This window comes from Nocardia sp. NPDC052566 (assembly GCF_044547285.1).
GTDB lineage: Bacteria > Actinomycetota > Actinomycetes > Mycobacteriales > Mycobacteriaceae > Nocardia.
This window is the reverse complement of sequence record NZ_JBIUAF010000005.1, coordinates 294,110-320,826: the sequence shown is the minus strand read 5'-3', so window position 1 is coordinate 320,826 and position 26,717 is coordinate 294,110. Positions and strand designations below refer to the sequence as shown.

General features: G+C 67.6%; 21 protein-coding genes. 4 read left to right on the top strand and 17 right to left on the bottom strand.

Translation table 11 applies throughout. The features are described from left to right. Positions 1–112: 112 nt before the first annotated feature. The 6 genes from ACIG5A_RS26380 to ACIG5A_RS26355 are packed head-to-tail and all read right to left on the bottom strand — an operon-like array spanning position 113 to position 9,278. Positions 113–1,150: an ABC transporter substrate-binding protein gene (locus ACIG5A_RS26380; protein ID WP_397244576.1), complete on the bottom strand. Its 1,038-nt coding sequence runs from the start codon at positions 1,148–1,150 to the stop codon at positions 113–115. After that, the gene (locus ACIG5A_RS26375) at positions 1,147–6,120 is read right to left on the bottom strand and encodes a thioester reductase domain-containing protein (protein WP_397244574.1); all 4,974 of its coding nucleotides are present in this window, start codon (positions 6,118–6,120) and stop codon (positions 1,147–1,149) included. Before ACIG5A_RS26375 ends, ACIG5A_RS26380 begins: the two co-directional genes overlap by 4 nt. Then, positions 6,084–6,323, bottom strand: coding sequence for a phosphopantetheine-binding protein (locus ACIG5A_RS26370; protein WP_397244571.1), 240 nt, complete (start codon positions 6,321–6,323; stop codon positions 6,084–6,086). The genes ACIG5A_RS26375 and ACIG5A_RS26370 overlap by 37 nt, the downstream gene beginning before the upstream one ends. A 5-nt stretch (positions 6,324–6,328) precedes the next feature. Then, positions 6,329–7,861 carry a long-chain-fatty-acid--CoA ligase gene (locus ACIG5A_RS26365; RefSeq protein ID WP_397244568.1) on the bottom strand — a complete coding sequence of 511 codons (1,533 nt, stop codon included), beginning with the start codon at positions 7,859–7,861 and terminating at the stop codon, positions 6,329–6,331. After that, complete coding sequence (locus ACIG5A_RS26360) at positions 7,858–8,388, bottom strand: FcoT family thioesterase (RefSeq protein WP_397244566.1); 531 nt, start codon at positions 8,386–8,388, stop codon at positions 7,858–7,860. Before ACIG5A_RS26360 ends, ACIG5A_RS26365 begins: the two co-directional genes overlap by 4 nt. Then, positions 8,385–9,278, bottom strand: coding sequence for a TauD/TfdA dioxygenase family protein (locus ACIG5A_RS26355; protein ID WP_397244564.1), 894 nt, complete (start codon positions 9,276–9,278; stop codon positions 8,385–8,387). Before ACIG5A_RS26355 ends, ACIG5A_RS26360 begins: the two co-directional genes overlap by 4 nt. 221 nt (positions 9,279–9,499) lie before the next feature. On the opposite strand from ACIG5A_RS26355, the gene ACIG5A_RS26350 reads away from it, so the two are divergent. Both ACIG5A_RS26350 and ACIG5A_RS26345 read left to right on the top strand, forming a co-directional pair. Then, complete coding sequence (locus tag ACIG5A_RS26350; RefSeq protein WP_397244562.1) at positions 9,500–10,150, top strand: hypothetical protein; 651 nt, start codon at positions 9,500–9,502, stop codon at positions 10,148–10,150. Positions 10,151–10,271: 121 nt separating this feature from the next. Continuing rightward, positions 10,272–11,687: an amidase gene (locus ACIG5A_RS26345; protein WP_397244560.1), complete on the top strand. Its 1,416-nt coding sequence runs from the start codon at positions 10,272–10,274 to the stop codon at positions 11,685–11,687. On the opposite strand, the gene ACIG5A_RS26340 is transcribed toward ACIG5A_RS26345, so the two are convergent. Further along, entirely contained in the window at positions 11,684–13,603 is a 1,920-nt protein-coding gene (locus ACIG5A_RS26340; RefSeq protein ID WP_397244558.1) for an MFS transporter, read from the bottom strand. The two genes, ACIG5A_RS26345 and ACIG5A_RS26340, sit on opposite strands and share 4 nt — an antisense overlap. Before the next feature lie 123 nt (positions 13,604–13,726). Next, positions 13,727–14,323, bottom strand: coding sequence for a class I SAM-dependent methyltransferase (locus ACIG5A_RS26335; RefSeq protein WP_397244556.1), 597 nt, complete (start codon positions 14,321–14,323; stop codon positions 13,727–13,729). A 151-nt stretch (positions 14,324–14,474) separates the two neighbouring features. On the opposite strand from ACIG5A_RS26335, the gene ACIG5A_RS26330 reads away from it, so the two are divergent. Further along, on the top strand, positions 14,475–15,311 hold the full coding sequence (locus ACIG5A_RS26330) for an alpha/beta fold hydrolase (protein ID WP_397244554.1): 837 nt from the start codon (positions 14,475–14,477) through the stop codon (positions 15,309–15,311). A gap of 13 nt (positions 15,312–15,324) precedes the next feature. Here the strand turns inward: ACIG5A_RS26330 and ACIG5A_RS26325 are convergent, their stop codons facing one another. Next, a complete protein-coding gene (locus ACIG5A_RS26325) occupies positions 15,325–15,456 on the bottom strand; it encodes a hypothetical protein (protein ID WP_397244552.1) in 132 nt (43 codons plus the stop codon). Between the two features lie 78 nt (positions 15,457–15,534). After that, on the bottom strand, positions 15,535–17,085 hold the full coding sequence (locus tag ACIG5A_RS26320) for a M1 family metallopeptidase (protein WP_397244549.1): 1,551 nt from the start codon (positions 17,083–17,085) through the stop codon (positions 15,535–15,537). Between the two features lie 197 nt (positions 17,086–17,282). Between ACIG5A_RS26320 and ACIG5A_RS26315 the strand changes: the two genes are divergently transcribed. Beyond that, complete coding sequence (locus ACIG5A_RS26315) at positions 17,283–19,196, top strand: Xaa-Pro dipeptidyl-peptidase (protein ID WP_397244546.1); 1,914 nt, start codon at positions 17,283–17,285, stop codon at positions 19,194–19,196. Positions 19,197–19,260: 64 nt separating this feature from the next. Here ACIG5A_RS26315 and alc read toward each other — a convergent pair whose 3' ends face one another. From alc to ACIG5A_RS26280, 7 genes are read right to left on the bottom strand one after another with little or no spacing between them, the layout of a single operon-like run. Further along, on the bottom strand, positions 19,261–20,292 hold the full coding sequence (gene alc, locus ACIG5A_RS26310) for an allantoicase (protein ID WP_397244543.1): 1,032 nt from the start codon (positions 20,290–20,292) through the stop codon (positions 19,261–19,263). Positions 20,293–20,302: 10 nt separating this feature from the next. Then, positions 20,303–21,610 (bottom strand): allantoinase AllB, encoded by a 1,308-nt coding sequence (gene allB / locus ACIG5A_RS26305; RefSeq protein WP_397244541.1) that lies wholly within the window; start codon positions 21,608–21,610, stop codon positions 20,303–20,305. Beyond that, positions 21,603–22,799, bottom strand: coding sequence for a glycerate kinase (locus tag ACIG5A_RS26300; RefSeq protein WP_397244539.1), 1,197 nt, complete (start codon positions 22,797–22,799; stop codon positions 21,603–21,605). The genes allB and ACIG5A_RS26300 overlap by 8 nt, the downstream gene beginning before the upstream one ends. Further along, positions 22,796–24,586 (bottom strand): glyoxylate carboligase, encoded by a 1,791-nt coding sequence (gene gcl / locus ACIG5A_RS26295; RefSeq protein WP_397244537.1) that lies wholly within the window; start codon positions 24,584–24,586, stop codon positions 22,796–22,798. The genes ACIG5A_RS26300 and gcl overlap by 4 nt, the downstream gene beginning before the upstream one ends. After that, positions 24,583–25,458 (bottom strand): NAD(P)-dependent oxidoreductase, encoded by an 876-nt coding sequence (locus ACIG5A_RS26290; protein WP_397244535.1) that lies wholly within the window; start codon positions 25,456–25,458, stop codon positions 24,583–24,585. The genes gcl and ACIG5A_RS26290 overlap by 4 nt, the downstream gene beginning before the upstream one ends. Beyond that, entirely contained in the window at positions 25,455–26,231 is a 777-nt protein-coding gene (locus ACIG5A_RS26285) for a hydroxypyruvate isomerase family protein (protein WP_397244533.1), read from the bottom strand. The genes ACIG5A_RS26290 and ACIG5A_RS26285 overlap by 4 nt, the downstream gene beginning before the upstream one ends. Continuing rightward, positions 26,228–26,608, bottom strand: coding sequence for a gamma-glutamylcyclotransferase (locus tag ACIG5A_RS26280; RefSeq protein WP_397244531.1), 381 nt, complete (start codon positions 26,606–26,608; stop codon positions 26,228–26,230). The genes ACIG5A_RS26285 and ACIG5A_RS26280 overlap by 4 nt, the downstream gene beginning before the upstream one ends. Between the last annotated feature and the right edge of the window lie 109 nt (positions 26,609–26,717).

Here is a 26,717-nt window from a genome sequence, read left to right as displayed (position 1 = left end):
GTCCTGCTTCGCCGCATCGGCACCTCGCCCCGGCGAATGTCCAGGGACGAGGCGGGCTCGGTTGGTGCACTCCGAGTCGGTCAGGGTGGCAGCGGGGTCTCGGGCGACCATGTCAGAACTGTCCGGGGTGTACGAGGCGGGCGATTTTGTCGACCGCTATGTCGTTGCTGGGGCCCAGGTAGATCGAATCCGACAGGACCGCATAGTTTTTCGTCTTGGTGGCGGCCCATTGCGGAAATTGGTCCAGGATTCGGCGGGCGGCGGCGTCGATGTCGGGGTTGCGGTAGTTCACGACGATGAGGCCGTCGATGGGGGTGGCGGCCAGCTGTTCTTTGCTGAGGGTGACGAAGGTGGTGCCGTCGGTGCGGGCGAACGGGTTGACCGCGCCCGCCTTGCCGAGGATGTCGTTCCAGATGCCGTCGGCGGCGATGGCGGAGAAGTCCGAGGAGTCGCCCATACCCATGCCGGGGAAGACGATCAGCACGTTCTTCTTCGGCTGGCCGGTGACGTGGGACGCACTCTCGGCGATCTTGCGTTTCGATTCGGCGATGAGCTTGTCGGCGCGGCTTGGCACATCGAAGATGGTGCCGAAATCGCGCAGCATGGCGTAGCTGTCCTCGATGGTCGGGGTGCCGCTGACCGCGCCGGTGATGCCGCAGTTCGCCCGCGGCGCATAGGAATTCGCGCCTGCCGCAGTGAGATCGGCTCGGGTGGCGTAGCCGTAGTCGGCGGCGAAACCGCCACCGCCGGTGGAGATCACGAGATCCGGCCGCTGGGCGAGCATCGCCTCGCGCGGAATGTCCTGCTGATTGTTCGGCGTGATGCCACCGGTCGGCAGTGCGTCGATGGCGGTCGCGCGGCCCGGCACGTCCGAGACACCATAGGACTGGGCGTTGGCCACCACCCGATCGGCGACACCGAGGGCGACGAGCGACGACACCTCGCCGATGGACCCGCCGTTCATCACGACGACACGCTTCGGCACACCGGAGAAACTCTCGACCGTGCCGCAATTATCCAGGGTGAGTGGGTATTTCGTAACGCCTTCGGTCGCGGCGGCGGTGGTGGACCCGGTCGTCGATTCCGTGACCGTGGTCGAGCACCCCGCGATGGCGAGTACACCCGCGACCAGTGCGACGGCACGTTTCATGAGCAGCCTTTCGATACTGATGCCTCCGGCGCTGCGGGCAGGAAGCCGATCCGAATGAGGTGGTCGATGCCCGCGACCAGCGCGGCGCTCGAATCCGGTGGTGGCAGTGGCGCGTTCGCGAGTGCCGCCACGGTGTTGTCACGACCGAATCGCACACGCGCCGCGCTCGGGCCGAGATGGGCGGTGTGGGCGCGGGCGATGGTGAGGGAATGGTCGCCCTGCGCGTCGGCCTGTTCGGCCTGAGTTGTCAGGCGCGCTTGCCATTCGCTCGACGAGGCCGTGGCGATCGGAAAGCCCCGTGCCCGAAGGCCGTCGACAACCGTGGCGAAGGCGAGCGGCGCACGGGCGGTCAAATGGTATGTGCGCCCGCTGGTTTCGTGCGTCATCAAGCGCACGATGGCGGCGGCGGCCCAATCCACCGGGACCATGTCGACGGCGGCGTGCTCGTAGACGTCGCCGGGGACGGCCTCGGTCAGCACCATCGCCCTGATCAGACTCCAGAACGCGTCGTCGGGGCCGATGGCACCGGTCGCCGAATGCCCGCCGACGCGGCCCGGGCGGTATACCGAAACCGGTACCCCGCGCGTCGCCGCGAGGTAGGCCAACCCTTCGGCGACCCATTTGCTCGCGACATATCCGTTGTGCGGCAGCGAGGTTGCACCGACTCGCCGATCCTCGGTCAGGACGGGCGGATTACCGTCGACCGCACAGGCGGTATCGCAGGTGGAGACGAAATGCACCGGCTTGAGCACCCCGGTGGCCGCCAGCCGCAAAATACGTTCGGTGCCTTCGACATTCGCCGGACGCAACCGCGAATAGGACTCGAAGTGGTGGACGCGGGCGCCGTTGTGCACGATGAGGTCGACGCGCTCGGTCAGCTCGTGATAGCGGCTCGGATCGAGGCCGAACCCCGCGTGCGCCAGATCCCCCGCCAGTGCCGTGACCCGGGTGAACAGCGAGTCCGTACTCAAGCCGTAACGGTCGAACGTCCGCTGGATCCGTTGCGCGGCCTCGGCATCGTCGTTCGCACGGACCAGGCAGTACACGTCCAGATCGGTGCGTTCGAGCAGTTCGGCGAGCAGGAAGGCACCGAGGAACCCGGTGGCACCGGTCAGCAGCACGGTGCGCGGACGAGGGCGGGGCGGGTCGGCACGGGTCGCGTCCACCGTATCGTCGAGAGTTACCTCGGCCGCGAGATCCAGCCCGGCCCACGGTGATTCGTCAGTGGCACCGGTAATCAGGCGCTCAGCGAGCCCGGCCACGGTCGGGGTGTCGAACATGGCGCGCAGATCCCAGCGCACACCGAAGGTTTCCCGGATACCGTTCAGCACCCGCGCGGCGCGCAGCGAATGGCCGCCGAGCGCGAAGAAGTCATCGTCGATCCCCACTTCGGAACGGTCCAGGGCTTCGGCGAACAGCTTCACCAGCTCGCGCTCAGCGGCGGTGCGCGCAGGGCGCGACGCGGTCACCGCGGCCGACGGCGCGGGCAAGGCCGACCGATCGAGTTTGCCATTCGCATTGTGCGGCAGTCGATCCAGCATCACACAGACCGAGGGCACCAGGTAGTCGGGCAGCCGCTCGGCGAGAAACACCCGCACCTGCGCGGATTCGATCCGCGATCCAGCGGGCACGGGGACGAGGTACGCGACGAGCAGGTCGCCATGTATCCGCACGGCCGCAGCCGCCACGCCGGGGTGGCTCACCAGCGCGGCCTCCACCTCGCCGACCTCGATCCGATACCCGCGCAACGACATCTGGCTGTCGCCGCGTCCGAGGTATTCCAAATGGCCGCCCCGTTTCCACCGCACCAGGTCCCCGGTCCGATACAAACGCGCGCCGGTGGACCCCTCCGGGTCGGCCACGAACCGGCACGCGGTCGCCACCGGATCCGCGTGGTACCCCTGTCCGACCGGCGCACCGCCGATATACAACTCGCCGACCACGCCGGGCGGCACCGGCCGCAGTGCCGAATCCAGCACCAGGCAGCGCCCGTTCGTGATCGGCACGCCGATGGATGGCTCGGCATGCGCCCCCAGCGTCGTCCAGGTGGCATCGACCGTGCACTCCGTCGGCCCATACAGGTTGTAGGCGGACGTCCCCGGCACCGAACGCAACTCACCCCACAGCGCATGATCCGCCGCCTCGCCGCCGAGCGCGATCACCCCCGGTCGGCGCGCACCCGCCAGCAGCCCCGCGCCGAGCAGCTCGCGCGCGAAAGTCGGTGTGACATCGAGGAAATCGATCTCTGCCCGCCGCACATAGCGCACCAATCCGGCCGGATCCCTGCGCAATTCGTCATCTATCAGGTGCAGCTCATGCCCCGCGAGCAGCCACAGCATCCCCTCCCACGCCGTATCGAACGACAACGACGCCGTCAACGCCGCCCGCATCCGCCGCCCACCACGCGCCGCCACCGTCGGCTCGATCATCCGCAGCCGATGATGCTGAAACAGATTCATCACCGAACCATGGGTTATCACCACCGCTTTGGGTGTTCCCGTGGTGCCGGACGTGTGGATGAGCCACGCAGGCTGATCGGATCGAATCCGCGCCCGCCCCGCCACCGCATCGGCAACAGCCGAGCTCGGCGCCCCCTCGGATCTCGCCTGTCCGACCGCATCATGCGCGGCCACCTGAGCTCCGGGCGATCCGGCACCGCCCGACCCGACGATGGTCCGCGCGACCCGATCAACGGCGGTTCTGGACCGGCTATCCCGCGGCCGCACAGCGCTCTCGGCGCCATCGACGATGACCAGCAGCTCACGGAACTCCCCCGGAATGCGGGAAGCGATTGCCGCAGTGGTGATTACGGCGGCCAACCGGAGCCCGTGCGTGCCGCGCGCCAACCCGGTGAGCAACAGCGCGAGCCGACGATCCGGCTGCCCGGCATCCAGCGGCGCATACGCGGCCCCGCACCCGAGCACCGCGAAGACGGCAGCAATCGCGTCCACCGTGCGTGGCAAGAGCACCGCGACCACCCGACCAGCCCCGGCTCCCCGGTCGGCAAGCAGCGAACCCAACACCGCTGCCCGCGCGCCGAGCTCGCCGTAGGTCAGCACCTGCGCGGGCCGTGAGACGTCCACCGCGCTGTCCGCTTGGGTCACGACAAGCGCGGTGGTTGCGGGCGCACTGTCGACGCAGCTGGCGAACAGGTCGACGACGGTGGCTTCGGGCCAGGTCTGTTGGGCGCCGCTTCCCCAGGTGCGCAACAACTCTTGCTCGCCGGGTAGGAGCAACTCGGCACCGCGAACCGGACGATCGGGGGTGGCGAGCAGGGCGCGCAGGAAGGTGCGGAAGCGGGCCAGGTGGGTGGTGAGGTCGGTGGAGGTGTAGGCGTCGGGGTGGCCGTCCAGGTAGAGGATGGGGCCCGCGCCGTCGGAGCGGTCGTAGAGGTTGAAGACCAGGTCGTCGATCATGCCCGCGGAGACGTTGTGCATCGTGGTGGTGCAGTGTGGAATTCGCAGGTCGTAGTCGAAGAGCATGATGTTGACGGAGGGGCCGTACATGGGCCGGTCGCTGCCGACCAGGCCTAGGTCCCGGCGCAATTGCTCACTGCGGTAGCGATGATGGCGTCTGCTGCGCATCAGGTGCTTGGCAACCTGCACGGTCGCCTCGGTGAGGCTCGGCGCCCCGGCGAAGTCGACCCACAGTGGAATACCGTTGAGCGTCATGCACGGAACGCGCAACGCGGGCGAGCCGGTACGCAGCATCACCGGCAGTGCGAGACAGATCTCCGCCGCACCGGTCATCCGGTGCAGGAACGCGGCGATCGCCGCGGTCAGCACCTCCGTCCAGTTGGCCCGAGCGGCCCGACCGACATCGCGCAAGGCAGCGACAACATCCGCTTCGAGCACCATCCACTCACGCAGCGGACCGACCGCGCGTCCTGCGATCAAGGATTCCCGCGACGGACTCGGGCGCTGCCACTCGCCGCCCTCGCTCTCGACCTCCGATATTCCCGATAGTTCCCCGGCTGCCGCGAGCTGCCCACTCCATGCCGCAACCGCACCCCCGTCCTTTCCGGCGTCGTCGATCGACGCGCTTTGCGGCGTAACCGCTCGCCGGTCCCGACCGGACTGCGGGCTCGACGATTCCGGCAGGGCCAGCCCGCGGCCATCCTTTCGGGCCGAGCCCTTCGACACCCCCGAAAGGCTCACTGGCACAGGACGTTTCCTGTAGTAGTCCAGCCAGAAAGCTCGGTCGCGATCCATATCGGCGGATCCGGTGTAGGCATGATCTGCCGCAACCACCGCATCCCAGGAGCCGAAAGCGTATGGCGGCTGTGGTGCCCCGGCGAGCGCGGCGGTGTACAGATCGGCGACGCGACGGGCGATGAGTGCCATACCGTACCCGTCGAGCAGAATGTGGTGCACCCGGTGATACCAGAGCGTGCGGACATCGCCGAGCCGGAACACGATGTGCGCGAACAGATTCGACCCGGTGAGCGCTCGCGGCACAGCGACGTCCGCGGCCATCCGGGCGCGCGCGGCACCCAGCGGATCGGGATCGCCGGTCAGGTCGACAACCTCGACCGCGCATCCCGGTGCTGGATCGACCGGGCCCGCTTGGTCGATCGTCCCGGCGTCCAGCATGGGCCTCGCGGCGTATCGCCACACCTCTTGGACGTCCAGCGGTTTCGGACCGTCCGCATCGCGCGGCCGGTCCGCGTAGCCGGGCTCGCTCGACGCACCCGAGCTGTCCCGAGGCCGACCGGTCGCGTGCGCCCCCTCGATCCACATCGGACCGTCGGCGGTCTCGACGAAGCGCCCGTGCAAAGCCGACGCTTCGGCGGTCGCGGTGCGGATGGCCGCGACCAGCGAATCGATCGACACCGGACCCGAAATGTCCACGTACTCCGCGATATTGAACTCCGGAGACGACGGGTCGAGTTGCTGCCCGAGCCAGACGCCGAGTTGGGCCGCGGTCAGCGGCCTCACGGTGCGGGCCGTGGCGCGAGCAGCGGCCACCATGCGGTCAGGGTCGGCGCTTCGGCCAGATCGACGAAACCGACGGTGGCGCCGTGGGATTTCCAGCGTTCGATGAGGCCGATGAGGCGCACCGAGTCGAGGCCCGCGTCGAACAGGTTGTCGGTGTCGCCGAGTTCGGCGGGCTCGAGGTACAGCAGTTCGGCGACCTGGGCACGGATCAGGTCGTAGGTCAGTGGTTGCGCCATGGCGTTCAGTTGACCTGCCTTTCCCGCTCCGCCCAGTACGGTTCGCGCAGCCGCCTGCGCAGCACCTTGCCGCTCGGGTTGCGGGGTATGTGGTCGACGAGTTCGAAGCGCGTCGGAATCTTGAACAGCGCCAATCGTTCCCGGCAGAACGTCATGAGCTCGCGTGGCGTGACCTGATGGCCGGGTCTGCCGACGACGAACGCGTGCATCGATTCACCGAGCGCCTCGTCGGGCACCCCGATCACCGCGGAGTCGGCCACCGCGGGATGGCGGGCCAGCGCGTGCTCGATCTCGCTCGGGTAGATGTTCTCCCCGCCGACGATGATCATGTCCTTCACCCGGTCGCAGATGAACAGATACCCGTCGGCGTCGAGATATCCTGCGTCACCGGTGTGGATCCAGCCGTCGATCAGCGTGTCCGCGGTGGCATCCGGGCGCCGCCAGTAACCGAGCATCGCGGCGGGCGTGCGCAGGCACACCTCCCCCACGGCGCCGGACGGCAACTCCTGGCCCGCCCCGTCGATGACTTTGACGCCGACGCCGGGATACGGCCTGCCGGCCGCGGCCGATCGGGTCGTGCCGGGCAGGTGGTCGGCGGGCGGCAGGCAGATCGCGGTGTTCCCGGTCTCGGTGAGCCCGTAGATCTGCGCGAACTCGGCATCGAAGTCCGAAAGTGCCTGGCGCAGTAATGTTTCCGATATCGGCGAGCCGCCGTAGACGACCTTGCGCACGGTGCGGAATGCGGCGGGCCCCGCACCGGGTTCGCCGAGGATCAACCGCAGCATCGACGGGACGACGCACATGGTGGTGATCCCGGCCCGCTCGATCACCTCGACGGCGGTCGAGCTGTCGAAGCGCGGCAGCGCCACATTGGTGACGCCCGCCGCGAAACCCTGCATGGCCCACCAGATGCCACCGACGTGGAAGCCCGGAATGCCGATCAGGCTGCGGTCCCCGTCGCGGAAGTCGATCCAATCCAGTCCGGCGCCGGCAAGCGCGTCCGCGATGGCGAAGAAGCTGCGCTGCGCCAGCACGACACCTTTGGGCAGCCCGGTGGTTCCGCTGGTGTACAGCTGGATCACGGCGTCGTCGCGACCCGCGGGGTACCCATCGCCGAGAGCCGGTCGGTCGAACCAGCCGCTGAACTCCGCACCGTCCATGCGGACGATCCGCAACTCCGGCGCGGCGGCGCGTGCGATCTCGGCGGTGCCCGCGTCGGCGAGCACCAGCGCGCTCGCCGAATCACGCAGGATGTGTTCGACTTCCGGCGCGGTCAGCCGGAAATTGATCGGGACCAGTACCGCACCGAGCCGTGCGCACGCGAAGAACACCCGGTAGTAGTCCACGGATTCGGTCCCGAGATACGCCACCCGTGTCCCGACGCCCGCGCCCGCTTCGGCCAGCGCACCGGCCACTCGCCTGCTGTCCGCGCACAACGTCGCGTAGTCGAGTTCCCTTCCGGCACAGACGATAGCGGTCGTCTCCGGCCGGTGCCGGGCATGATCGTCGAGGATCGAGGTGATCGTGCGCGGGCTCACTGGACTGCCTCCAGTCGACGCGGCGCACCGACGACGGCGATCCTGGCATTGCCCGAACAGTTCCCGCCCGCGTCGTCCCAGCAGTGGAATTCGGTGTCCAGCGCCAGGTACGGCGTGCCGTCCGCACCGCTGACCCGGTGCTCGAACCCCGCGAAGGTGATGTCGCCGTGGAACCGGCGCGGGTCGATCGGACGGCGGAAGGTGCTGTCGAAGCGGGTGATCAGGATGTCGGGCAGCTGCCGCCGCCAGAATTCGTCCATGGTCCAGCCGTCGAACAGCGGACCGTCCTGATGGCGCACCAGCACCGCGATGGTCTGGTACAGCATCTGGTTGTAGCCGATATTCACCTCGACCGAGTTGAGGTGACCGGTCGCGTCGATGTAGCAGGACTCCGGAATCTCGAATGTCCCTGTCGCACAGGCATGTTGGCCGGATGTCTCGACGGTGAGCTCACGCAGATAGCGGCAGTGCGGCTTGTAGCAGTCGAGCACCCGCGCGAGCAGCTGCGGATCGTGCGGATACCTCATGCCGGAATCCCCGCGTCGTCGAACACCGTGACGCGGTGCGACACAGCGGGTTCGGGAGTCGTCGTGTGCAGTGCGCGGTGGATCAGGCTGCGGTTGTCCCAGATCAGCAGATCGCCCGCCTCGAAGGTCTGCAACCGGATCGCCGGATGTTCGAAGGTGTCATCGAGTTGCCCTGTCGCGGCGAACAATTCACGCAGCAGATCGGGCCGCTCGGTACCGTCGGGCTCGGTGATGGTGGTGGTGAACCCCTCGCTGATGTACACCACCTCCCGTCCGGTGTGCGGGTGGGCGTGGATGGTCGGCAGCGTGACCGGCGGTGTCCTGGCGTCGATCTCGTCCAGCACCTCGTGAATGGGCCGGTAGACGTCGTCCGGCCGGATCTTGAAATACCGCCGCACGCTGTGCGTCGCCGTGGTGCCGGCCACCGCGCGCCGCAGCGCGGGATCGAGTTCGTCGTGCGCACGCGCCAGGTCGATGAAATACGTGCCGCGATCGCGGGTCGGCACCACCTTGGGCTGGATGAAGGTGAGATCGAATGGGCGCGGCATGAACTGGTAGTCCGAATGCCAGAACTTCCCGGTCTTCGGCACGCCGATCCGCTGCGGCCCGCTGTCGATATTCGATGAGACGAACACCTCGGGCAGGTCGGGGTGATGGTAGATCGGCTCGTAGTACGGCACCGGCGTACCGAATGCGCCCGCCAGCGCCAGCAATTGGCGCGGTTCCAATTCGACGCCCTTGACCAGCGCGATCCGCTCCCGATAGACCGCTCGCTTGACCTCGCGGACGTCGTCGGTGGAGGTGGGGTCGAAGCCCTCGACCACGACGCCGAAATCTCCCTGCGGTCCGATCCGCATGGCTGTTCGCTGCATGGTCAGCTGGTCGGACAACTACGACCTGTAGTTCCCGGCGACACCGATGCGGTGATACACCTCACATCGGTGCACCACTGCGGGAACTTCTCGGACCACGGGGCCGACAAATGACCGACACCCCCCGATTTCAGGTGTCGGACAACACCTTTCATTCATGGGCGGACAGTGCCCGAGCCGAGAAGGCGAGAGATATCCCAATGCGTGCAATGCAGCTTGCCGTCGTTTCCGTGTCGGCCGTGACCGCGATCGCGACGATCGCGAGCGCCACGGCCACCGCGGATCCGGCCCCCGAAACCATCGGCTACACCCTGCGGCTGGTCGACAAGTCGGTGACGCTCACCGTCGATGCCGGGTCGCTCACCGCGGGCGACGGGCAACTCCAGCTGAAGGACCGCACCGGCGCGCCGGTGACCTCGCTCCCCCTCACCTACCAGCGCGGCGGCGCGATCTGGCCGATCGCGGCGGCGATCGACGGCAGCACCGTCACGCTCACCCCGGACACCGCCCCCGACCACGCGAAACCCGCCCAGGGACCGGCGCCCGACCTCCGCGAGATCGCCATCGATCCCCAGTCGACCGCCTTCAACACCGCCCTGATGAACTTCTCCACCCAGGCGGGGCTCGGCGTCTCGCTCGGCGCACTGATCGGCACCGCCATCGGCGCGACGGTCGGCTGCGTCGCGGGCGGCCTGGCGGTCGGCGCGGCCGCGGCGGTGCCGACCATCGGCACGCTCGCCATTCCGGGATTCCTCGGCGGCTGCCTGGTCACCGCCGCCGCGCTCGGCGCGATCGGCGCGGTCGTCGGAACGGTCGTCGTCGGGATCCCGGTGGCCGCCACGGGTGCGCTCCTGTTCCTCGATGCGCTCGGCAAGCAAGCGACGAGCTGATCGTCCGCGCGTGCGGTTGACACCCCTGGCGATCCAGCGTGTACTCGGCAGCTGAACAATCGTCCAGCCATGCCGAGAGGGTCGCAATGAACGAGCGCAGCGAGCGAATCGTGGCACAGGTATGACTGAGCAGATGACCGAGGGTCTCGGCCGCACCGGGGTCACCGGACAGGCCGAGGCGATTCGCACGGGCGCTATTTCGGCGGTCCAGCTGACCGAGCGCGCACTGGCCGAGATCCAGCGGCTGCAGCCGCGCCTCAACGCCTTCACCCAGGTGCTGGCCGAACAGGCGCTGGCCGACGCGCGAGCCCGCGACGAGCAGCAGGCGAACGGCACGCCGCTCGGCCCGCTGCACGGGGTGCCGATGGCGATCAAGGACGAGGTCGATGTCGCGGGTATGCCGACCACCTATGGCGGCGCGGGCTCGACGACACCGGCCGCCGCCGATTCCGAGATGGTGCGCAGGCTGCGCGCGGCGGGGGCGATCATCGTCGGCAAGACCGCCATGCCGGAGTTCGGCACCTGGCCGTTCACCGAATCCGCCGCCAACGGCTACACCAGGAACCCTTGGGACACAAGCCGATCCACCGGCGGCTCCAGTGGAGGCACGGCGGCCGCCGTCGCGACGGGGATCGTCGCGGCCGCGACCGGCGGTGACGGCGGCGGCTCGATCCGCATCCCGTCGGCCTGCTGCGGGCTGTTCGGACTCAAACCGCAGCGCGGCCGGGTCAGCACCGCACCGGCCCGTGATCTGTGGCGCGCCCTTGGCACCCTCGGCGTACTGACCCGGACGGTCGCCGACAGCGCCCTGCTCTACGACATCATCAGCGGCAATATCGAGGGCGATCGCTTCCGCGCGCCCGAAACCCGGTTCACCGCACTGGAACCCACCGGTCCGCTGCGCATCGCGGTATCGCTGCGGCCCACCGTCGCTTTCGTCCGCCCGGTACCGGAAGTCGTTGCGGCCGTGCGGGATATCGCCGACGTACTGGCGGGGCTCGGCCATCACGTCGAGGAGTTCGACCCGCGGGTCCCCGATGTGACCTCGGCCTTCCTCCCGCAATTCCTCGGCGGCATCAGGGAAGAGGCCGACCGGGTCGATCGCCCGGATCTGCTGGAGCGGCGCACCCGCACCATCGCGGCCGCGGCACGGGTGGTCGCGCCGGAACCCGTGCTGCGGTGGGCCGAACGCCGCGGCGAACAGATCGCCGCCACCGTCAACCAGACTTTCGACGCCTACGACCTACTGCTGACGCCGACCCTGCCGACCTTGCCGCCCAAGGTCGGCCGGCTCGACAGCGTCGGCGTGCTGCGCGCGATGCAGCGAAGCCTGCCGATGACCAGCTACACCGCGCTGTGGAACATCACCGGCAATCCCGCCGCCGCGGTACCGGCGGGCTGGTCGAAGTCCGGGCTGCCGCTGAGCGTGCAACTCGTCGGGCGGCCCAACGACGAGCTCGGAATCCTGCGCGTCGCAAGGCAACTCGAACAGGTCAGGCCGTGGGCGGACCGCTGGCCCGATCTGTCGGCGAACTAATCGGCGAGCGCGGCGAGTTCGCGCTCGACCAGCTGGTCGTGGGCCTCGGCCTTCGCGGCCGCCGCCTTCGGGCTCCATTCGCCGGCCATGAAGAACACACACGGCAGGAAGATCAGCTGCGCGAGCAGGCAGATCCACCACCAGCGCTCCCACTGCTTCGGCGAGTCTGCCTGCGCCTTCTGCACCTGCTTCCCATGTGCGGCAAGGTATTCCCGATCCTCGGCCGGAATCGCGCCCACCGCTTGCAGTTTCGCGGACGCCGCGCCCACCGCCGGGCCCACCTGTGCCGCGACCATGAGGTCGGCGACCGGAACCCGCTGGGCGGCAAGCAGCCTGGCGACCGCCTGGTCCGGGGTGATGTTGAACTTCTGCACCACCTGACCGACGGCCGCGAGCTGGGCCTGCTGATCACCGGGGTTGGTGACGAGCGCGACCTGCGTCGCGGGGTCGATGGCCTGCAGCGTCATGAGCTCCTGCTGATACTTCAGCACCGTCAGGATATCGGCGGGTGCGGCTCCGGTCAGTCTCGCCAATGCGGCGGCCTGCGTCGGCTTATCGTCGGGGTTCTTGCCCAGCGCCGCCATGGCTTCCGGACCGACCTTCTGGATCGTCGCGAGTTCGGCACCGAATTCGTGCCGGATCTCGGCGAGTTTCGGCCCGTAGTTGACCAGCGGCCCCGCCGCGTTGACCACGATCAGCAGACCGAACAGCACCACGGTCACCACACTGCGCAGCACACCGCCCCACACCGCGAGCCCGACCGCGGTCGCCGCCGGATTGCGCTCCTCGACCGTCTCGGTGAAACTCGCCATCCAGGTGGAGTAGGCGATGCCGGTGCCGACCGCGATCACGATGAACACCGTTGCGAACGTGTAGTATCCGGTCTTCGGCTGATCGGTGTAGCCGATGAAGATGAACAGGCCGCAGATGCTGATGACGGCGCCCGCCAGCATAAACGGCTTGCGCACCTTCAGATAGTCCGAGGCGATTCCGGCGAGCACCAGCGCGAGCGCGTTGGCGATCCAGTACCAATTCCCCAGTGCGTTGGCCTGTTTGGCGGTGAATCCGAAATTTGTCGCCATATAGACGGGCAGGAACGAAACAATGGTGTAGAAGAAGGCCAGGAACAAACTGATCGCCAGTGCCGAGCCGATAATGTTGGGGCGCAACATCTGCCGCCACTGATCGCGCTCCAGCTGGGTGATGTCGAGTCCGCGGGCCCGTGCCTCGACGAGCGCCCGGTCGCGCAGTGTCACCATGATCTGGTCGCGCAGTTGCGGACTCAGCTCACGTAATCCGAGCACCGCGACCACCGCGATGACGAGGCTGATAATGCCGCACAACCGATAGTGATACTGCCAGTCCGGATGCGCGTCCAATGTCTGAGTGGAGATCTCGGTGGTGACCAGCGCGCCGATCACCGGCCCCAGCGTCCAGAAGCCCATCGCCGAGGCACGGCCGAGCTGCGGAGAGAAATCGCGGATCAGCGCGGGCGTCGCGACGAGCACCGCGCCCTCGACAATGCTGACCAGGCAGTAGACCGCGAGGTACGCCTCCTTGGTCGTCGTCGCGGGCACCGCGAACAGGGTCAGCAGTGAGCAGATCACCACGCCGTAGGCGACGATATTCGCCCGGCCCCATCGATCGAGCACACCGGCGATCACCGACGCGACCGCGCCGAATGCCGCACCGATGATGAAGATCCACACGAAATACGCGAACGAGAGGTGGAAGTAGGCGATCAGCTCATTACCCACCGCACCGGTGACGAATAGCTGGTAGTAGAGCGCGACCGAGGTGATGACGACGATGGCCAAATACCAGGAGCGGGCGGGAGTTTCGGGATAGTGCGGTAGCTTTCGCTGCCACAGCCCGGTGAGCAGGGTCGGCGGGCTGGTGACCTGGGACGAATTCATAGCCGAAATGCCTTTCTGACCACGGCGTACAGAACGAGATGCCGGGTGGAAACAGGGTAGGCGAATTCGGAGTGATCCGTATCACTGTTCGGATCACGAGTCCCGCTCAGCGGTTTCGACGATCTACTTCGTCCACACGATCGAGTACCGCGGCATCAGATACCTGCGGAATCGCACACCGGGCAAGACGCCTTCGGCGATCTCGCGCACCTGCCGGTAGGTCTGCGGCGGCGGCCACACGATGGGCGAGGGATGATCCCACCGCTTGCGGAAGGTGCGATACCAGGCGAAGGCCGCGATCGAGCCCGCGAAACCCAGTGCGTCCGCGGGCAATTCATTGCGGGCGAGGCCGACCACCGCCAGCGTGCCGCCGGGGCGCAGCAGCTCCTTCATCCGCGTCAACGCCGCCACGTTGTCCATGTGGTGCAGCGTCGCGACCGACACGATGCCGTCGAACGACGCGGGCTCGAAGGGGTGGTCGAGAAAGTCCGCGTGGACGTAGTCGATCTCGCCGTCGGGCGACTGCGCCCGCGCCGAGTCGATACCGGGCTCGTCGAGATCGATCCCGGTGACCGCGGACGACCGGGTCCGCAGGCGGCGGGCCAGCATCCCCTCGCCGCAACCGACATCGAGGACGGCATCGGCGCCGGATACCGCGTCCACGAGCAGGTCGTGGAAATGGATGTTCACGTTCCATCGGTCCGCATCGGCGACAAGCACGCGCCAATACTGCCATCGGCCTTCGTGGTTCGCCAGCCGCCGAAGAGCGGCTCACCGTGTGCCCAGTACGCGGGTATAGTAAGTTGCGTAAAACAACTCAGCAGTTCAGATCCATGAGCTCAGCGGGATTGCCCGCGGGGAGGGCGATGACATGTCGGTATCGGGCAGCGCGGCAACGCAATTCATCGAGGTGGCGGGAGCGGACATCGCCTACCGGATGTTCGGGGCCGAGGACGGAGTACCACTGGTGCTGACGCATCGGTTCCGGGGCACCATGGACCACTGGGATCCCGCATTGCTCGACGCGCTGGCGTGCGAGCGGCGAATCATCGTTTTCGACAATGCCGGAATCGGGGCATCGACAGGCAAGCCCGCCGACAGCGTCCCCGGAATGGCCTTCGGCGCAGCCGTTTTCCTCAACGCCCTCGGATTCCGACGGGTCGACGTGCTCGGCTGGTCCCTGGGTGGCGCGGTCGCCCAGTGGCTTGCGGTACTGCATCCGGAGCTGGTGCGCAGGCTGGTACTCGGCGCGACCGGCCCCGGCGGCGTGCCGGACACACCGCCCACGGCGGCGCAGGTCTGGCCGACCGCGACCAAACCGGTCAACGACGACGAGGACTTCCTCTACCTGTTCTTCCCCGGCAACGCGGTCGGCCGGGCGGCGGGCCTCGCCTCACTGCGGCGGCTCGACGCAAGGCTGACCGCGTCGCGATCGACCGTCGGCCCGGACGCCGTCACGGCCCAACTCACCGCCCTTCGCTCGTTCAGCGCCGGCGCGGACGCCCTCTACCCACGGCTCGCCGAGATCACCGCTCCGACCTTCGTGGCCAACGGATTCCACGATGTCATGGTCCCCGCTCACGAGGCCTATGTGATGGCGAAACACCTCCCCGACGCCCAACTGGCCCTCTACCCACGCTCCGGTCATGCGTTCCTCTTCCAGCACGCGGAGCTCTTCGCCGGGCACGTGCTCGAATTCCTTTCCTGAACAACGGATCACCTCATCGCCAGAGTCGCCGGTGGTAGGCGAGGGCAACCGTCGAGTGCGTCCGCATCGAGCCACGGGCCATCGTCCGGATCAGCGCACCGATCTCCCGGATCATCGCCACGGCCTCTTGTACGGGATCATGCATCGTCGTCTCCATTCCGCGGGCCGCTCGCCAAACCGGCCCCGTGGCGTGCACGGAGCCGGCTCGGGTACGCGGTTCGATCTACTGCTTGTCGGTCACGACCGCGTACAGGTCATCCCATACCTGCGGCTTGGCCGGGGTCGTGGGGGCGACGGACCGGGGCGCGGCTTGGGCGTCGACGGAGTCGTCGAGTGTCGCGTCGGTCGGCTTGTAGGACGGCTTGCCCTTGTCGGTCAGCCAGGTTTTGAACAGGGCGTTGGTGCTGCGGCCGGAGACCGCGTTGGCGTGGTCGATGAAGTCGGTGATCTTGGCATTACCGTATTGGTATTTCGTCAGCCATTCCCGCAGAATCTGGAAGAACACCTCGTCGTCGCCGAGCGCGCTGCGCAATGCCTGGATCGCGAGCGCACCGCGTGAATACAACTCGCGGGGCAGCACATCGGCGGCGCCGGGATCGGTCAGTACGACATTCCAATCGATCCTGGTCGACGTCGCGTAGGCATAGTCGGCGATTTCCGCCGCGGTGCCGGTGCCGTTCTTCTCCGACCACAGATATTCCATATAACTGGCGAAGCCCTCGTTCAACCAGCCGTCCTTCCAGGTGGCCACCGAGGTAGAGTCGCCGAACCACTGATGGGCGTTTTCGTGTACGACGACCGAATCGTTCTTGCCGCGTTTGAAGAATCCATCGGTGTAGGTGGGCGTCGTCTGGGTTTCCAGCGCGAAGCCGCCCATGCGCGCATCGACGATGCCGCCGGTGGATTCGAACGGGTACGGCGTGAGCGTACTCGCCAGCCAGTCCACGATCTCCGGTGTCCGCTCGATACTCGATTTGGCGTTGGCGCGCACGGTCGGATTCAGATCGGTCGCGTACGCGGTCAGATTCGGCCTGGCCGGGGTGCCACCGCTCTGGCCGCCGCGCTCGTATTTACCGACCGCGAGGAAGGTGGCGTAGGTCATCTGTGGTGACTTGCTGAGCCAGTTGTGCCGCTTCCAGCCCGGAATGTTCTGGGTCACACCGGTTTCCACGCCGTTGGACAGCACGTCCCTGTCCTCGGGCGCCAGCACCGAGACCGCGTAGGTCGCCTTGTCCGTCGGGTGATCGTTGCTCGGGTACCACCACTCGGCCGAGAAGGGCTCGTTGGAGATCAGGGCGCCGCCCGCGTTCTCCACCCAATTGCGCTGGCCCGCTTTGTTGGCCACCTTCGACGGGATGTCGTTGTAGGCGACGACGGTGGTGAACTCGTCACCGACCGCGAGGCGGACGGGCAGCGTCACCGTCAACTTGTCGTCGCCCAGCTTGTATTTGGCCGCCTTGTTGTCGACGAGAACCGACTGGGTCTGCAAGAGGAAGTCGAACCCGATCGACGAGCCTGCCGCCAGTTCCTGCTTGGCGCGTGCGGTGATCGTCGTCGTCCCGTTCAATCGTCCCGACGCGGGATCGAACTTCAGATCGATGCTGTAGTTCGACACATCGTATGCGGCGCTGCCGATATTGGGGAAATTGGGATCGCCGATCCCGGTCGGGGTGGTAGCGGATGCCGTACCCACATTCGAGGCGAGTGCCGCGACCACCAAAAGCGGAAATGCTCGCGCCGATGCGGTGTGCAACAGGGGAAAACGTCTCGTCATGAACGAACTCCAATGTGTCAGACACGGGGGAACTTTCGAGATCAGACAAGCACATCGCGATGATCTTCACGACTGGCGCACAACTGGGGAAACCGATGCGGACCCCCGCTTCGGAAATCCCCAGTTGTTTCTCCAGTCGAGATAACCTTCCGAATGTGGTTCCTTGGTTGTCAATTCACACTTCCAGGAGCTCCGCCATGGCCTTGTTACACCGCAAACGCGGCCACGCCGTCCGTTCCGCCGTCGACTGGACGATGCTCATCATGCGCATCGTGCTGTGGACCGCCGCCGCGGCACTGTTCTTGTCCGCCGTGCCCGCCATGGCGGTGGATCCACCCGCGGATCCACCCGCGGGACCGGCGATCGCCGACGGCGAGGCGCAGCCGACGTTCGACGCGGCCGCACCCATCCGCGAGGACCTCTGGGTGCGCGCGCCGATCGACAGCGACGGCGACGGCAAGGACGACGAGGTGCACGTCCAGGTCGTCCGCTCGGCGCAGGCCGTCGGCAAGGTTCCGGTGATATATCAAGCGAGCCCGTACTTCTCGGGCGGAAACGATGTCGCCAACCACCCGGTGGATGTGGAGCTCTACGTGCCGAACGGCGCGGAAACCAAGCTGGCACTCCCGCCGGGCGAGCAGCGCGAGCGGGCGAGCCAGGAGCTGGAGGCGGCGGGCATCACCCTGTCCGCAGGCAAGATCACCTGGGCGTACGAGGACTACTTCCTGGCCCGCGGATACGCCGTGATGTACGGCGAATCGCTCGGCACCGGCACCTCCACCGGCTGCCCGACCTCGGGCGGTCGCAACGAGACCATCGGCGCGCGTGCGCCGATCGACTGGCTCAACGGCCGCGCCAAGGCGCGGGACGCGGCGGGCAAACCCGTCGCGGCCAAGTGGGCGAGCGGCAAGGTCGGCATGATGGGCGTGTCCTACAACGGCACGCTGCCCAACGCCGTCGCCTCGACCGGCGTGCAGGGCCTGGAGGCCATCGTGCCCATCGCCGCGATCAGCAACTGGTACGAGTACTACCGGGGCGCGGGCGCGGTCGTCGCGCCGGGCACCTATCAGGGTGAAGACACCGACGTGCTCGCCAGGTACGTCTACACCAGGGCCGATCGGCAGGTCTGCGAGCCGGTGCTCGACCGGCTCGAGCGCGAACAGGACCGGATCACCGGTGACTTCAATCCCTTCTGGGGCGAACGCAATTACCGCAACGACGTCGGCAAGGTGCGCGCCGCGGTGCTTGCGGTACACGGCCTCAACGACTTCAACGTCAAGACCGAACACGTCGCGCAGTGGTACGAGGCGTTGAAGAAAGCCGGTGTGCCGCACAAGATCTGGCTGCACCAGTCCGGTCACACCGACCCGATCCGCCTGCGCAAGGACGAGTGGCTGCGCACGGTGAACCGCTGGTTCAGCAAGTATGTGATCGGCACGAACAACGGCATCGACTGGGAGCCGAAGGCCACCATCCAGCGGGAGGACAACTCCTGGGTGGACGAGGCCGACTGGCCCGCTCCCGGCACCGCCCCCGCGGGCGCGGTCTTCACACCCGGCGGCAACGCCACCGGCGGTCTCGCTACGGCGGCAGGGATTCCGAGCATCGACAAGCCGATCACCGAGTCGCTCGACGACGACGCGACCAAGCTCGCCGCCGATCTCGTCGCCGCACCGGAGTCACCGAACCGGCTGGCCTACCTGTCCAAGCCCACCGCGACGCCGTTGCGGATCAGCGGTGCGGTCGACGTCGCCTTCCGGATGACGTTCAAGCGCCCGGCGGCCAATGTCACTGCGCTGCTGGTCGATCGGTCGCCGGACGGCAGTTCGCGGATCGTCACCAGGGGCTGGACGGACCCGCAGAACCGTGGCTCGCTCGACAAGACCTCGCCGATCACCCCGGGCGAGCGGTACGAGATCAAGCTGTCCATGCTGCCGCACGACTATCTGCTGCAGAAGGGACATCAGCTGGGCGTGGTGGTGCTGTCCAGCGACAACGAATTCACCTTGCGACCCAAGCCGGGGCCGGGCTTCAGCATCGAGCTCGCAGGCACCAAGGTCACCTTCCCAGTGGTCGGCGGCCAGCCCGCCCTGAACGCCGCGATCGGCTGAACCGCCCGATCCGCGGACGAAACGATCCGGTCGGCCACCTCGTGGCCGGCCGGATCGCCGCGCGCTAGGAGGCAGGCCGTTCCGACCAGCGGCTGCTCAGCGCGGTTTCGGCGGCGGGGGTGAGTGCGCCGAGGATCCGCAGGCGGGCGATGCCGCCGTCCGGGTAGATATCGGCATGGACGTGGGTGATGGGGCGGCGCGCACCCGAGAGCCGGAACCGGTGCGGGGTATCGGGTTGCAGCGTGGTCCTGGGGAGCAGTTCGAACCAGGCCGGGTCATCGATCGGCGGCAGCGGCTCGTCGCCCTGATGATCGATGCCGAGGACGCGGGTCGCGCCGGGGGCGTTGAACAGCAGGTTGGTGGTGTCGAGCTCGATCAGGTCCGGAAAGCCCTGCGCGGCCAGTCGGACTGTGGCCCAGTCGTTTCCGCCGTCGCGGCGGCGGGCGGTCTCCCAGCCTTCGGCCTGGTTGCGCGCCAGGCCCGGGCTCAGCATGTTGTCCGGGGCGGAGTAGAACCAGTTGGAGCAGGCCACCGTTCGCGCGCCGTTGTCCAGTGCGGCCAGGTCGACGGTGAGCCCGGTGAGCAGTGCCGGATCGGGCACCACGTCGCCGTGCACCCGCAGCCGGGCGATACCGCCGTCGGGCAGCATGTTCAGCCGGACATGGGTGAAGATCCGCTCGTCGGAGACCGGGAATTCGTGCTTGGCGTCGCCACCGATCGCGCTCTGCGGCACCACATCCACCCATTCGGCGGCCTCGAGATCGGCGACCGACGGATGACCGTGCACGCGGCAGGCTTCGACCGAAATATGCGGCGGGTAGTTGCCTTTGAACCACGCGGTGTCGACGACGACGCCGCGGATCACACCGGGCATGCCCAATCGGATGATGGCCCAGTCGTGTCCGGGGCCGCGGTGGCGGCGGGTCTCCCAGCCGTCGTACTCCTGTCCCTTGGGCCCGAAGGTCTCCGGCGAGAAACGCGGCTCCCACGGGTTGATGAGATTCTCGCGCTCCTCGAAGGATTCGTCGCTCGCGGCGATCACGCTCGCGCGGTTACTGCGCAGCGCCAGGTCGGGTAGCGATGTGAAATCTGACATAGGTTCTCCCTCAACGATTCTGGGTGAGCAGGTGACGGCCGGTCGGCGGATGGCCCGCACCGACCACGCGACCGCGCAGCCAGGTGGAGTGGACGACGCCGGACAGTTCACGTCCGCCGTACGGGGTGATCGGATTCTTGTGCGCCAAGGCAATCGGCTCGACGGTGAACGTGCCCGCCGGGTCGAAGGCGACCAGGTCCGCGTCGTAGCCGACGGCGATGCGTCCCTTGTTCGTCAGACCCGCGAGCTCGGCGGGCGCCGACGCCATCCACTTCACCACGTCGGTCAGGCCGAAACCCCGTGCGCGCGCGGCGGACCACACCGCGGGCAGGCCGATCTGCAGCGACGAGATACCGCCCCACGCGGTGGCGAAATCGCCCTCCTTCAGCGCGGGCGTGCACGGCGAATGGTCGGAGACCACGCACGAGAGCACACCGTCGGCCAGCCCCTGCCACAGCGCGTCCTGGTTGGCGGCGTCGCGAATCGGCGGGCAGCACTTGTACGCGGTGGACACCGCGTCCGCCGCGGACAGCGTGAGGTAGTGCGGGCAGGTCTCGGCGGTGATCCGCACTCCGCGCGCCTGCGCCTCGGCCAGCGGCTTCAGGCAGTCCGCCGAGGAGACGTGCAGGATGTGCGTGCGCGCGCCCGTCTCCTCGGCGAGCGCGATAACCTGTTGCACCGCAGTGCTTTCCGCTTCGCCCGGCCGCGAATCCAGGAACGCGCGGTAGGTACCGTCGGCGGGCTCGTGCAGCCGGTCCGGATCCTCCGCGTGCACGATGAGCAGGCCGTCGAACGCCGCGATCTCCCGCATCGCCGCGGCGATCTCGTCGAGCGAGAGCGGCGGGAATTCGTCGACGCCCGAGGGCGAGAGGAAGCATTTGAAACCGGCGACGCCCGCCTCGTGCAGCGGCCGCAGCGCGGCCAGGTTCCCGGGGATGGCGCCACCCCAGTACGCCACGTCCACATGGCACTGCCCGTCCGCGACCGCCTGTTTGGTGGCCAGATCGGCCACGGAGACGGTGGGCGGCAACGAGTTCAGCGGCATGTCGACGATGGTCGTCACACCGCCCGCCGCGGCCGCCCTGGTCGCGGTGGCGAAACCCTCCCACTCGGTGCGCCCGGGCTCGTTCACGTGCACATGCGAATCGACGAGGCCGGGCAGCACCACCATATCGGCGAGATCGACGATGGTGGTCGCGGGCAGCGTGGCGAAATAGAACGCCACCTCGGCGATCCGCCCGTCGCTCACCGCGATGGCCGCCGGCTGGATGCCGTCGGGCAGCACTACCCGCCGGGACCGAATGACCAGATCATGCATGCGCACCTGCCTCGTCACGAAATACCCTGTCCCCCAACCAGACACCGGCGATCTGCGCCGCGAGTCGTTCGAGCAGCGGTCCCGCCTGCGCCATGCAGACCTCGGGATCGGGTTCGATATCGGTGAGCGCGTACGCCTCCTCGATGCGCGCTCCCCGCAACTGCTCACCGGTGAGCGTGCGCTGACCGGCCACCGCGATCACCGGCGCACCCGCGCCCGCGGCGACCCGCGCCACGCCCACCGGCGCCTTGCCGTGCAGCGTCTGCTGATCCAGCGACCCCTCGCCGGTGATCACCAGTCGCGCGCCCTGCACCTGATCGGCGAAACCCAGCTGCTCCAAGATGATTTCGATGCCGGGCCGCACCTCGGCGCCGAAGAACGCGAGCGCGGCGTAGCCGACACCGCCCGCCGCCCCCGCACCGGGCCTGTCGACGACATCGACGCCGAGATCGCGCCGCACGATCGAGGCGAAATGCACCAGACCTCGCTCCAGCTCGTCGATCTCGGCCCGCCCCGCCCCCTTCTGCATGGCGTAGACATTGGCGGCGCCGCGCACGCCTAGCAGCGGATTGTCGACATCGGAGGCGACGGTCACCGGAATGCGCACCATCTCACCGACATCGATGCGCGCGAGCCTGCGCAGTTCCGCACCGCCACGCGGCAACGGCCAGCCCTGCTCGTCGAGCAGGCGGGCGCCGAGCGCGGTCAGCATGCCCGCGCCGCCGTCGGTGCACGCGCTGCCACCGAGGCCGAGCACGACCCGCCGCGCACCGCGCTGGGCGGCCGCCCTGATCAGTTCACCGGTGCCGAAACTCGATGCGGCGAGCGCGTTCTCGGCGGTCGGCCGACCGGACATCCGGCGTAGACCGGATGCCTCGGCCAGCTCGACGACGGCCGTCTCGCCCCTCATCGCGAACGAGGCGGCCACCCGCTCCCCCAACGGCCCCGTGACGCCGAGCTGGAACCGGGCGAACCCGGCCGCCACCACCGCGTCGACGGTGCCGTCGCCGCCGTCGGCCACCGGCAGGGTCACCACCGGGACGTCCTGGCGGACTCGCCGCAGGCCCGCCGCCAGATGCGCGGCGACCTCCGGCGCGGTCAACGACCCCTTGAATTTGTCCGGCGCGATGACGCAGTGGCCCTCGCGCCAGCCGCGCCGCGCAGCCCGTCCTCCGCGCGGCGAGATCACCTGCCGCCTCCGACCGGCTCCATCGCCACCGTCGCGGTCGGCGCGTCCTCGGCGGAGGTGGCCAGTTCCTCGAACTCGTTGATGTTGTCGATCTCCAGGCCCATCGACACGTTCGTCACCCGCTCGAGGATCACCTCGACGACCACCGGCACCCGGTGTTCGACGATCAGCTTCTTGGCATCCTCCAGCGCCTGCCCGAGCCGATCCGGCTCGGTGACGCGAATCGCTTTGCAGCCCAGGCCTTCCGCCACCTTCAGGTGATCGACACCGTAGCCGCCGACCTCGGGGCTGTTGATGTTGTCGAAGTCGAGCTGCACGTAGTAGTCCATCGAGAAGTTCCGCTGTGCCTGACGGATCAGGCCCAGGTAGGAGTTGTTCACGACGACGTGGATGTACGGGATGTTGAACTGCGCGCCGACGGCCAATTCCTCGATGAGGAACTGGAAGTCGTAGTCACCGGACAGCGCGACGACCGTGGCGTCGGGGTCCGCGGTGGCGACGCCGAGCGCCGCGGGCAGCGTCCAGCCGAGCGGCCCGGCCTGGCCCGCGTTGATCCAGTGCCGCGGCTTGTACACGTGCAGCAGCTGCGCCGCCTGGATCTGGGACAGGCCGATGGTGCTGACGTAGCGAATATCGGGTCCGAAGGCCCGGTTCATCTCCTCGTACACCCGCTGCGGCTTGATCGGCACATTGTCGAAGTGAGTCTTGCGCTGCCCCTGCTGCTTTCGCGCACGAACCTGCTCGGCCCACTCGAGCCGATCGGCCAGGGTACCCAGCGCCGCCCGCTCGCGGGCGACCTCCAGGAACACCTTCAGCGCCGCACCGGCGTCGGAGGTGATGCCGAAGTCCGGTGCGAACACCCGGCCGATCTGTGTCGGCTCGATGTCGACGTGCACGAAAGTGCGGTCCTTCGTGTACGTTTCGACGCCACCGGTGTGGCGGTTGGCCCACCGGTTGCCGATGCCGAGCACGAAATCGGATTCCAGCATCGTCGCGTTGCCGTAGCGGTGCGAGGTCTGCAATCCGACCATGCCCGCGTGCAGCGGATGATCGTCGGCAATCGTGCCCCAGCCCATCAGGGTCGGCACCACCGGAACGCCGGTCAGCTCCGCGAATTCGACCAGCAGCGCGGCGGCATCGGCGTTGACGATGCCGCCACCGGCCACGATCAACGGCTTGCGGGCGGCGTTGAGCATGTCCAAGACCTTCTCGGCCTGGGCACGCGAGGCGGCCGGGCGATGCACTTCCAGCGGCTCGTAGGTGTCGATATCGAACTCGATCTCCGCGAGCTGCACATCAATCGGCAGATCGATCAACACCGGACCCGGTCGGCCTTCCCGCATCAACTGGAACGCCTTCTGGAACGTTCCCGGCACCTGAGCAGGCTCCAAAACGGTGACCGCCCACTTACTCACCGGTGCGGCGATGGAGGCGATATCTACGGCCTGAAAGTCTTCCTTGTGCAACTTCGACACCGGCGCCTGACCGGTGATGCACAGGATCGGGATGGAATCCGCACTGGCGGAGTACAACCCGGTGATCATGTCGGTACCGGCGGGACCGGACGTACCGATGCAGATACCGATATTCCCCGCGGCCGCACGGGTGAACCCCTCGGCCATATGCGAAGCAGCCTCCACATGACGAGCCAGCACATGCTTGATCCCACCATGCGCCTTCATCGCACTGTAGAACGGATTGATCGCAGCACCAGGCAAACCGAAAGCCTGAGTCGCCCTTTCCTTTTCCAGGATCAGGACCGCCGCGTCCACGGCGCGCATTCTCATGCCTCGTCCTTCCCCGACAGCACCTCGAGCACCCGCAGCAGACCCGAATGATCCAGCGAGCCATAGCCCATGGCGCGGGCCGACTGGATGAGCTGCGCGGTGAGCGCGCCCATCGGGATGGCGACCTCGGCTTGGCGGGCGGCCGCCAGGATGATGCCCATATCCTTGTGGTGCAGGTCGATCCGGAATCCGGGCACGAAGTTGCGTGCCAGCATGGATTCCCGCTTGAGTTCGAGGATCCGGCTGCCCGCGAGTCCGCCCGCGAGCACGTCGAGCCCCTTCTTCGCGTCGGCGCCCAGGTTCTCCATCAGCAGGATCGCCTCGGCGACAAGCGCGTACGTCCCGCCGACGACAAGCTGGTTGGCGGCTTTGACGCATTGCCCAGAACCATTACCGCCAACCAGCTCGAACGTCTTCCCGACAGCCGCGAAGACGGGAGCCGCTGCCTGGAAGTCTTCCTCGGACCCGCCGACCATGATCGACAGTGCCGCGTTCACCGCGCCGGTCTCGCCGCCGCTGACCGGCGCGTCGAGCACGCGCAGGCCCTTCTTCGCGCCCTCGGCAGCGGTCCACTGCGAGGTCTTCGGCGCGATGGTCGAAAAGTCGATGTAGAGCGTGCCTTTCGCGGCGTGCTCCAGAATTTCGGTGAAGACCGCCTCGACGTGCTCGTCCTGCGGGAGCATCGTGATGACGATGTCCTTGTCGCGCACGGCCTCCGCGACGGAGCCCGCGGTCGCGCCGCCCGCGGCCTTCAGCTTGTCCAGCCCGGCGGGGACGACGTCGTATCCGGTGACATCGTGTCCCGCGGCGACCAGGTGGCCCGCCATCGGGCCACCCATGATGCCCAGGCCGATAAATGCGATCTTACTCATGCGATCCAGGTCCAATCCAGCTCGGGGTCTTTGTATTCCAGGCCGATCCAGCCGTCGTAGCCGGTCTCGTCGAGGGTGGCGAACAGCGCGGCGAAGTCGAGGGAGCCGCTGCCCGGCCTGCCACGGCCCGGATCGTCGGCGATCTGCACGTGGCCGATCACCGGCGCGTAGGTGCGGATCACCTGGTGCAGGTCCTCATCCATGCGCGACAGGTGGTAGAGGTCGCACAGGAACTTCACGTTGGGCTCGCCGGTACGCTCGATGATCTGCGCGGCGTGCGCGGCGCTCACGATCGGATAATCCGGCGACTCATAGGAATTCAGCGCCTCGACCAGCACGGTGGCGCCGATCCGGCCCGCGGCCTGTGCGGCGAGGCGCAGGTTCTCCAGCGCCAGCTCGTCCTGCTTGACGGGGTCCTCGCCCGCGATCCGGTTGCCGTAGAGCGCGTTGAGCGCGCGGCAGCCGGTGCGCTCCGCGATGCCGACCGCGACGTCGATATTGTCGCGGAACCGGGACACCTCACCGGGCAGCGAAACGAGTCCGCGACCGGCCGGAATCAGATCGATGAAATTCAATCCGACCAGTTCGACACCGGCATCGGAGATCGCGCGCACGAATGCGTCGATATCCTTCTCATCCGGTGTCGCCTCCTCGCCGAACGGCCACCAGAATTCGACGGCGTCGAATCCGGCGCGCTTGGCCGCGGCCGGGCGTTCGAGCAGCGGTAGGTCGGTGAACAGTATCGAACAATTGACGTCGAATTTACGACTCACTTCACTCCTTCACGATATTTCTTCCAACTGCCGATCTCGGTGATATCAATCAGCTGCGGGTACGAGACGGGGGGACGGCGCAGCAGCATGGAGAGCACGGATCGCCCGTCCTCCAGCTCGATCGCGCCGAGTTCGAGTTCGGGCGGCTCGGCCGGAAGTAGCCTCTCCCGCAGCACATTCAGCGGAACATCGAAGATCTCGCCGGAGATGGATTCGCCACCGTCGGCGGCGGGCGACAGCCCGGGGAACCGGTCGCCCACCGAGTAGAAGCGGTAGCGCGGCGCGGTCTGGACCTCGCCGGCGAACGGCGCGCCGTCCAGCAGGTGATTGAGTGAGCCGCCGCGCATGGCGGAACCGTTCAGAAAAATCAACGGCATCGACGGATCCTTCCCTCGAGAATGGAATGGCATGATATTTCGGCAATAAGGGAGCCAGCTGAATTCGATTATTCGCCAACGTCATACAAACGGCTAGAAGCGATTGAAC